This window comes from Marmoricola sp. RAF53 (assembly GCF_052114005.1).
In the GTDB taxonomy this organism is placed as follows: Bacteria; Actinomycetota; Actinomycetes; order Propionibacteriales; family Nocardioidaceae; genus Marmoricola.
The window spans coordinates 54640-62463 of the sequence record NZ_JBFRDX010000025.1; the positions used below are offsets into that span (position 1 = coordinate 54640).

The 7824-nt window shown below is 70.3% G+C and carries 3 protein-coding genes; all 3 read right to left on the reverse strand.

Annotated features, from left to right (window positions below; translation table 11 throughout):
• Nucleotides 1-166: 166 nt before the first annotated feature.
• A complete protein-coding gene (locus AB4Y76_RS18085; RefSeq protein ID WP_441927811.1) occupies nt 167-3322 on the reverse strand; it encodes a beta strand repeat-containing protein in 3156 nt (1051 codons plus the stop codon).
• A gap of 29 nt (nt 3323-3351) precedes the next feature.
• The gene (locus AB4Y76_RS18090) at nt 3352-7230 is read right to left on the reverse strand and encodes a beta strand repeat-containing protein (protein ID WP_441927813.1); all 3879 of its coding nucleotides are present in this window, start codon (nt 7228-7230) and stop codon (nt 3352-3354) included.
• A gap of 407 nt (nt 7231-7637) precedes the next feature.
• A partial coding sequence (locus AB4Y76_RS18095; protein ID WP_441927815.1) for a hypothetical protein occupies nt 7638-7824 on the reverse strand: 187 nt, incomplete at its 5' end.

Below are 7824 nucleotides of genomic sequence, written 5' to 3' on the forward strand. Positions count from 1 at the left end.
CGGACGCACGACACCCCCCGTCCTCGGGGGAAGGACGAGGGGTGCCGTGTGCTCAGCGGGTTACCCGGCGGGTCAGAAGGTCTGACCCCGACCGGTCGACGAGGCGTAGTCGGCGGACCCGGAGAAGGTCGCGTCGTACGCACCGTTGACGTCGATGAGGATGTCCTCACCGGTGTGCGACGGGTCGATGTTGATCGCGGTGGTGTTGCACTCCGCGATGCCGTCGGCTCCGGTGACCGCGGTGCAGAGCACGTAGGCCGGCCGAGGTGCTGTTCGCGAACACCGTGTCACCGGAGTAGACCGCGGTGATCGCGTGCGCCCCACCGGTCAGGCCCGACACGGTCGCGGTGGCCACCTGCTCGCCACCGACCGTGCTGATCGTGCCGGTACCCAGGACGGTCGAGCCCTCCTTGAAGGTGACCGAACCGGTCGGCTCACCCTCGGCCGGAAGGGACTCCGACACCGTCGCCTTCAGCGTCACCGGGCTCCCGAAGACGATCGGGTTGGCCGAGGACGAGACCCCCACGACGGTCGGCACGCGGCCGATCGTCACCGAGGTCTGACCCTGCGAGACGGCGAAGTTGAAGTTGCCCACGTACTCGGCCCGGACAGCGTGCGCACCGGGCGCCAGCGTCGTCGTGACGAAGTCGGCCGAGGCCGTGTTGCCCGAGGACGCCGGGGTCAGGCTGTTCGACCCCAGGAGGACGTCGCCCTCCCAGAACCGGACCACGCCCGACGGCTTGCCCGTCGCCGGGGCGACCGCGCTCACCGTCGCGGTGAACGTCACCGGAGCGTTGTAGGCGGCGTTCGCGGCGTCCGAGGACACTGCGAGCGACGTCTGGCCCTTGGTCACGTTCTGGCCGTTGCCCTGGTCGAGCAGGCCGTTGCTGGTCACGAAGTTGGTCTCACCGCTGTAGACGGCCTTGACCTTGTACGTGCCCGGCACCAGCGAGGCGAAGCCCGGGCTGGTCGCGACACCGTTCACCAGGGTCTGGCCACCGCCGAGCGGAAGGCCGTTGACCGTGAACTGGACCGTGCCGGTCGGGACGCCCGCACCCGGGGCGACCGGGGCGACCACCGCGGTGAACACGGTGCCCTGGCCGGTCAGCGCCGGGTTGTTCGACGACGTGACCACGGTCGTGGTCTGCGCCTTCTTCACCGTCTGGGTGACGGTGCCGTTGCTGCCCTGGAAGCTCTCGTCGCCGCTGAACGTCGCCGTGATCGCGTGCTGGCCGACCGAAAGGTCGTCGGTGGTGAACGACGCCTGGAAGCCGGTCGCCGAGCTCACCGGGACGGTGGCGAGCACGTCGCTGCCGTCGGTGAAGACGACCGTGCCGGACGGTGCGCCCGCACCCGGTGCGAGCACCGAGACGGCCGCGGTGAGCGTGACCGGCTGCCCGAAGACGGACGGCGTCGCGCTGCTGGAGACCACCGTCTTGGTGGCGGCCTTGTTGACGACCTGGGTCTCGGAGTCGGAGCTGGTGGTGAAGTTCAGGTCACCCGACAGGTACGTCGCGACGACCGAGTGCGAACCCACCGACAGCGAGCTGATCGAGGCCGTCGCGGCCCCGCCGACCGTGTCGACGTACAGGTCCTGGCCGCCGTTGTTGACGCCGCCGTCGATCCGGAACCGGATCGCGCCCTCCGGCGCACCGGTCGCCGGAGCGTCCGGGGTCACCTCGGCGTGCAGGGTCACGGCCTGACCGAACACCGAGGGATTCGGCGAGGTGGTCAGGGCCGTCGTGGTGTGCGCCGGCGCGATGTTCTGCGTCAGGCTGTCGTTCGAGCCGCCGAACCGGACGTCACCGAGGTAGTTCGCCGCGATCAGGTGGCTGTAGACCTGCAGGTTCGCGACCGGCGAGGTGGCCTGGCCGTTGACCAGGTTCACCGGGGCGCCGAGCGGATTGCCGTCGACGGTGAACTGCACCTGGCCGGTCGGGGTGCCGGCGCCCGGCGCGACGGCGGTCAGGACCGCGGTGTAGGTGATCGGCTGCCCGGAGACCGCCCCCGGCGCCGATCCGGTCAGGACCAGGTTGGAGTTCGCCTTGTTCACCCCGTGGGTGAGCGGACCCGCCGAGCTGGTCTTGAAGTCGGCGTCGCCGTTGTAGACCGCGACCACGTCGTGGTTGCCCGGGAGCAGGTTGCTGATGGTCAGCGTCGCCTCGTCACCCGAGAGCGGGACCGCGGTGCCGAACGGCTGACCGTCGACGTTGAACTGCACGCCGCCGGTCGGCGCGCCGGCGCCCGCACCCGTCACGGCCACCTTCGCGGTGAAGGTCACCGCCTGGCCGCTCACCGTGCCCGCGTCGGGGTCACGGGTGAGCACCGTGCTGGTGTCCGCCTTGCCGACGACCTGGGTCTTGGCCGCCGAGTTGCCGGCGAAGTAGTTGCCGTCGCCGTTGTACGTCGCCGTGATCGTGTGATCACCGGTGCTCAGCGTCGAGATCGACGGCGAGCTGGCGGTGTTGCCGGCCAGCGGCGCCGTGGCGTACGGCGCACCGTCGATCGAGAACGTGACCGTCCCGGTCGGCTGCTGGGCGGTCGTGCCGTTGGCAGGCGCGACCGTGGCGCTGAAGCTGGTCGCCTGGCCGTGCACGACCGGGGCCGGCTGCGCGACGGTGACCGAGGTGTCGTTCTTGGTCACGTCGAACGGGACGTTGATCGTCTTCGCCGCCCAGAAGGTCGTTCCGGCGTACGAGACGGTCAGGGTCGCCCCGGTCCGCGGCGGGCCGGAGATCGGCAGGTTCGCCGACACCACGCCCTGGGCGTTGCTGGTGGCCGTGGTCGTGCCGCCACCGGTCAGGCTCAGGTTGAGCGTGAAGCCGCTGAGCGGCGCGTTGGCGTTGTTCGGGTCGGTCACCGTGAACGTCAGCGGCAGGACGGTGTTCTGCGCGGCCGACGCCGGGCCGCCGTAGGTGAACGCCACCGTGTTGGTGATGGTGATGTTCGAGGTGAACGTCGAGCTGCTGTTGGAGCAGAAGATCGTCCCGGACTTGTTGCGGACGTCGGTCTGCACCTTGTAGGCGCCGTTCGGCACCGTGTGGGTGTCGAACGTGAACGACGCGGCACCGGCACCGGACTTGGTCTGGTTGAAGACCGCGGTGTTGGCCGAGTTGAACAGCCGGACCTGCGTCTGGGCGCTGGAGCCCGTGATGCAGAGCGAGCTGCTGTCGGTGGCACCGGTGTCGCTCATGGTGAGGATGCCGCCCACCACCGACCCGTTGTTCGGGGAGGTGATGGACGCGTCCGCGGGTGAGACGGCGACCAGGGCGAGCCCCAGTGCCGTGGCGGCTGCCGCTGCTGCGGCGGTGAATCTACGCACGTTGGTTCCTCTTCTCCAGATCACGGGGATCACTTGAGGGTGGTGCCGTTGTCGGACGAGCCCAGGTAGTTCGCGCTGCCCGCGTAGGTGGCCTTGTAGCCACCGGCGAGGGTCAGCGCGAGGAGCTGCGGCAGGGCGTTGCAGGTCGCGACCCCGGCACCGTCGGTGGTGCTGGTGCACACCGTGGAGGTCCCGATGGTGAACACGACCGGCTGCCCGGGCAGCGGGGCTCCGCCGGAGGTCAGCGTCGCCTTCAGGTAGCCGAGGTTGAGCCCCAGGCCACCGGTCAGCTTGACCAGCGCGGCGTCGGCCTTGAGGGCGGTCGCCTTCTTGGCCACGGTCACCGTGGTGTCGCCCGAGGTGCTGCCCGCGAACGCGGTCGCACCCGAGTAGACGGCCTTGACCGCGTGCGCACCGGCACCGAAGGTCGCAGTCGTGAACGACGCCTTCGCGGTGCTGCCGGCAGCGGACACCGGGACGGTCGCGAGGACGGTGGAGCCCTCGAGGAACTTGACCGTGCCGGTCGGAGCACCCAGCGCGTTGGACGCCGGGGTCACCGTCGCCGTGAACGTCACCGCGTCGCCGTAGGTCGGGGACGTGGTCGAGGCGACCAGGGCGGTGGAGGTGCCCATCTGCCCGACGTTCTGGGTGATCGACTTGTTGCCCGCCACGAAGTGGGCGTCACCGGAGTAGACCGCGGTCACCGTGTGGGCACCCGGGGTCAGGCTCGTGGTGGCACCGCTGGTGGCCTCGCCGTCGCCGTCCAGCGCGACGGCCGGACCGAACGGGAACCCGTCGACGCGGAACTGGACGAAGCCGCCCGGGGTCCCGGTGCCGGCGGCGTCCGAGGAGACGGTCGCGTGGAACGTGACCGCCTGACCCTGGTTGCTGCTGGCGTTCGACGAGGTCAGGCCGACGGTCACGCCGGCGGCCTGGACCGTCTGGGTCAGGGCGGCACCGCTGAGCGCGTAGGCCGCGTTCGGGGTGTACGCCGCGATCACCAGGTGGTCTCCCGGCTCCGGCGAGGCCAGCGTGACGCTGGTCGCGTCGCCGTTGCCGTTCACCGCGACCGGACCGCCGATGTCGGTGCCGTCGACCGAGAACTGGATCGTTCCGGTCGGCACGGTGTCGTCGGCCGCCGCGACGTGCGCGGAGAAGGTGATCAGCTCGCCGTAGGTCGACGGGTTCTTGGTCGAGGTGACCGTGGTCGTGGTGCCGACGACCGCCGCCGCGGCGACGACCTTCTGCTCCACAGCGTCGGCACCGCTGGCGACGTAGTCGGCGTCACCCGGGTACGACGCCGTGATGGCGTGCGTGCCCGGAGCCAGCGTGTCGATCTCCAGGACGGCCTGCGCGCTGCCCCCGGCCGGGGCCAGCGACGCCGCACCGATGACGTTGCCGTCGGAGAGGAAGACCACGTTGCCGGTCGGCGCACCGGAACCCGGGGCCTGGGCGGCCACGGTCGCGGTGATGGTGACGACGTTGTCCTCGACCTGCGGCGACGGGCCGCTGATCACGGTGGTGGTCGTGGTCGCCGGGCTGACCAGCTGCGACTGGGTGTCGGAGCCGGACTTGTAGCTGTCGTTGCCGGGGTAGGTCACTGCGAGGGTGTGGTTGCCCGCACCGAGGTGGGTCAGCGCCGGGAAGGTCGCCGAGCCGCCGGAGAGGGCCACCGGGGACCCGGAGGCGGCGCCGTCGACGAGCAGCTGGACGCTGCCGGTCGGGACCCCCACGCTCGGGCTCTGCGCCGCGACGGTCGCGGTCAGGTTGACGGCCTCACCGGTGACGGTGGTGTCGTCGGCGGTGCTCAGGACGACGCTGACGTCGGCCTTCGAGACGCTGACGCCGGCCGGGGCCGAGGCACTGCCCGCGTAGACGTCGTCGCCGGAGTAGTTCGCCACGATGCTGTGGTTGCCGACCGCGAGGTCGGTGACCACGGCCTGCGCGTCGCCGTTGCCGTCCAGGCCCACCGTCGCGACGGTGTTGCCGCCGGAGGTGAAGGTCACCGATCCGGTGAGCGGGTCACTGCCGCCGCTGTTCCTGGCGACGTGCGCGGAGAGCGTGACCTCCTGACCGGCCACCGCGGTCGACGGCGTCGCCGTCTGCGTGGTGGTCGTGCCGAGCAGCGGGTTGCGGACCCGGAAGTCGGCCGCCGGCGAGGTGCTGGCGGCGTGGTCGCCGCTTCCGGAGTAGATCGCGACGACGCTGTTGTGCAGCGCGACCGGCAGGGTCGACAGGGCCGGGCTGGTGGCCTGGCCGTCGACCAGCGGGATCGCGCCGCCGAAGCCGGCGCCGTTGACCACGAACTGGACGGTCCCGGTCGGGGTGCTGGTGCCGAAGGTCGGCGCGACGGTGGCGTTGAAGACGATCGGGTCACCGACGGTCGCCACCGTGGGGTTCGCGACGACCGACGTGGTGGTCGGGATCGCGGTCACCGCGAAGCTCGCCGAGGTCGCCGCCGCCTCCGCCACCGGGGTGCCGGCGACGTTGGCCGAGATCGTGGCCGAGCGGACCGGGCCGTTGACGGCGATCGTGGTGCTGGCCACGCCGGCCGCGTTGGTGGTCGCGTTGACGGTGGCACCGCTGGACAGCGTGAAGGTCACCGTCTTGCCGGCCGCCTTCGACTGGTCGGCCAGGTTCTCGAGCTGGGCGCTCACGGTCGCCGTACCGGTCTGGGGACCGGAGACGGCACCGGTGTAGGTCAGCCGGGTGCAGTCCTTGGGCGAGACCACGACCGTGGTCGCGCCGATGCCGCCACCGCCGGTGAGCAGGATGCCGTAGTTGCCGCGCGAGGGCTGCGCACCGGCCCGGTCGAGACCGTCGCTGACGCCCGGGGCGGTCAGCGTCATCGTGAAGGCGCCGTTGGCGCCGGTGACGGCGGTGGCGCTGTTGCCGGAGCCGACGCTGGCCTGGGAGGAGTCCACCCGGCCGGTGATCGTCTGGCCGGCGGCACCGCTGGTCAGGTTGCCGGACACGGTGACCGCACCGCCGCCGCAGCTGTACGACGGGGTGGCGGTCGCCGTGATCGGGGTGCCGCCGCCGATCGACGCCGAGGTCATCGTCCGGCTCAGCGTCATCGCGGCCCCGTCGAGCGGAAGGACCAGCGTCTCCTTGACCTGGTTCTTGTAGGTCGAGGACCAGTACGAGTCGTCCGACATCGAGGCGTCGGCGTTCTGGCTGTAGACGCGCTTGACGGGGAGGCTGGCGTTGCCCATCGCGTTCACCGTGGCCGCGGTCACGTTCGCCGGGGCGTCGTAGTGCAGCGTGCCGTCGAACGGGGACGAGCCGCTGCCGCCGATGGAACCGGCGTCGTAGGTGAAGCCACCGGTGTAGGCGACGTCGGTCAGCGTGTGCCACGAGTCACCGGCGTTGAGCGGGAAGTCGTGCACCTTCCAGCTGGGGTTCGGGGTGAGGTGCAGCTCGATGTCCGCGGTGATGCCCTGCGTGATGATCGAGACGTGCGCCTTGGCGTTCAGGTGCTGGAACTGGTTCTCCTGGAGCAGCGCGAGGTCCGAGCGGCGGACGTAGCGGACACCGCTCACCGTGCCGCTGAAGGTGTCCAGGTTGGCCGCGGTACCACCGGCGTTCGCCGTGCCGCTGCCGCCGGTGATGGTGCCGGCGATGTTGAGCTTGTAGGCGTCGTGACCCTGGAAGGTCTCCTGCCCGACGACCGAGTACGTGACCGTCTCGTTGATGGTCACGTTGGTGCCGTTGCCGTCGTTGTAGTTGAACGAGGTGTTGCCGTAGGTCCAGGCGTAGCCGTTCTGCCAGGCGGCGACGTCGTCGCCGGTCGCCTGGACCGCCTGCGCGGCGGGTGCACCGGCGACGACGGTCAGGAAGGATCCGGCGGCCAGTGCCAGGACTGTCGCGGCGCTCAGTCGTGCCCGTCCGGCACGTCCTCTCGCCATCCCCGTTCGATGTGTACTGCGTACGCGCATGTAAGCCCCTCGGGTGAGCAGTGACCGCGGACACACCTGTGGCCGCGCGGGCGATGTCTAGCAGTGCGGAAGTTCAACGAACAATCAGTTTGGGGAAGATCGAAATGCACGGCTTCCAGATCGGCTCCAGGCGCAAATCAGGCATTTTCGGATGAGGTGGACGGCACTCACGCGGGGGTGGAACTCGTTCTCGTTTCGCAGTCCGAAAAGAAAAAGACCAGGTGGGCCATAACCGGTCTACCTCCGCGAGGTACGGATCCGTAGGTAGGACGTCAAACCCGCTGGTAACCGTTTCGAGCCCCGGGGCGGGCCCTCCCGGCGAACGACAAACCCCCTGCCCGGAGGTCTCCGGAGCAGGGGGTTCGACGTTCAGCGGATCAGAAGGTCTGACCCCGACCGGTCGACGAGGCGTAGCCGGCGGACCCGGAGAAGGTCGCGTCGTACGCACCGTTGACGTCGATGAGGATGTCCTCACCGGTGTGCGACGGGTCGATGTTGATCGCGGTGGTGTTGCACTCCGCGATGCCGTCGGCTCCGGTGACCGCGGTGCAGAGCACGTAGGCC

Bases quoted from the DNA above. Each gene is read 5' to 3' on its own strand.
- AB4Y76_RS18090 (WP_441927813.1), bottom strand. From the start codon at position 7,230: ATGGCGAGAGGACGTGCCGGACGGGCACGACTGAGCGCCGCGACAGTC.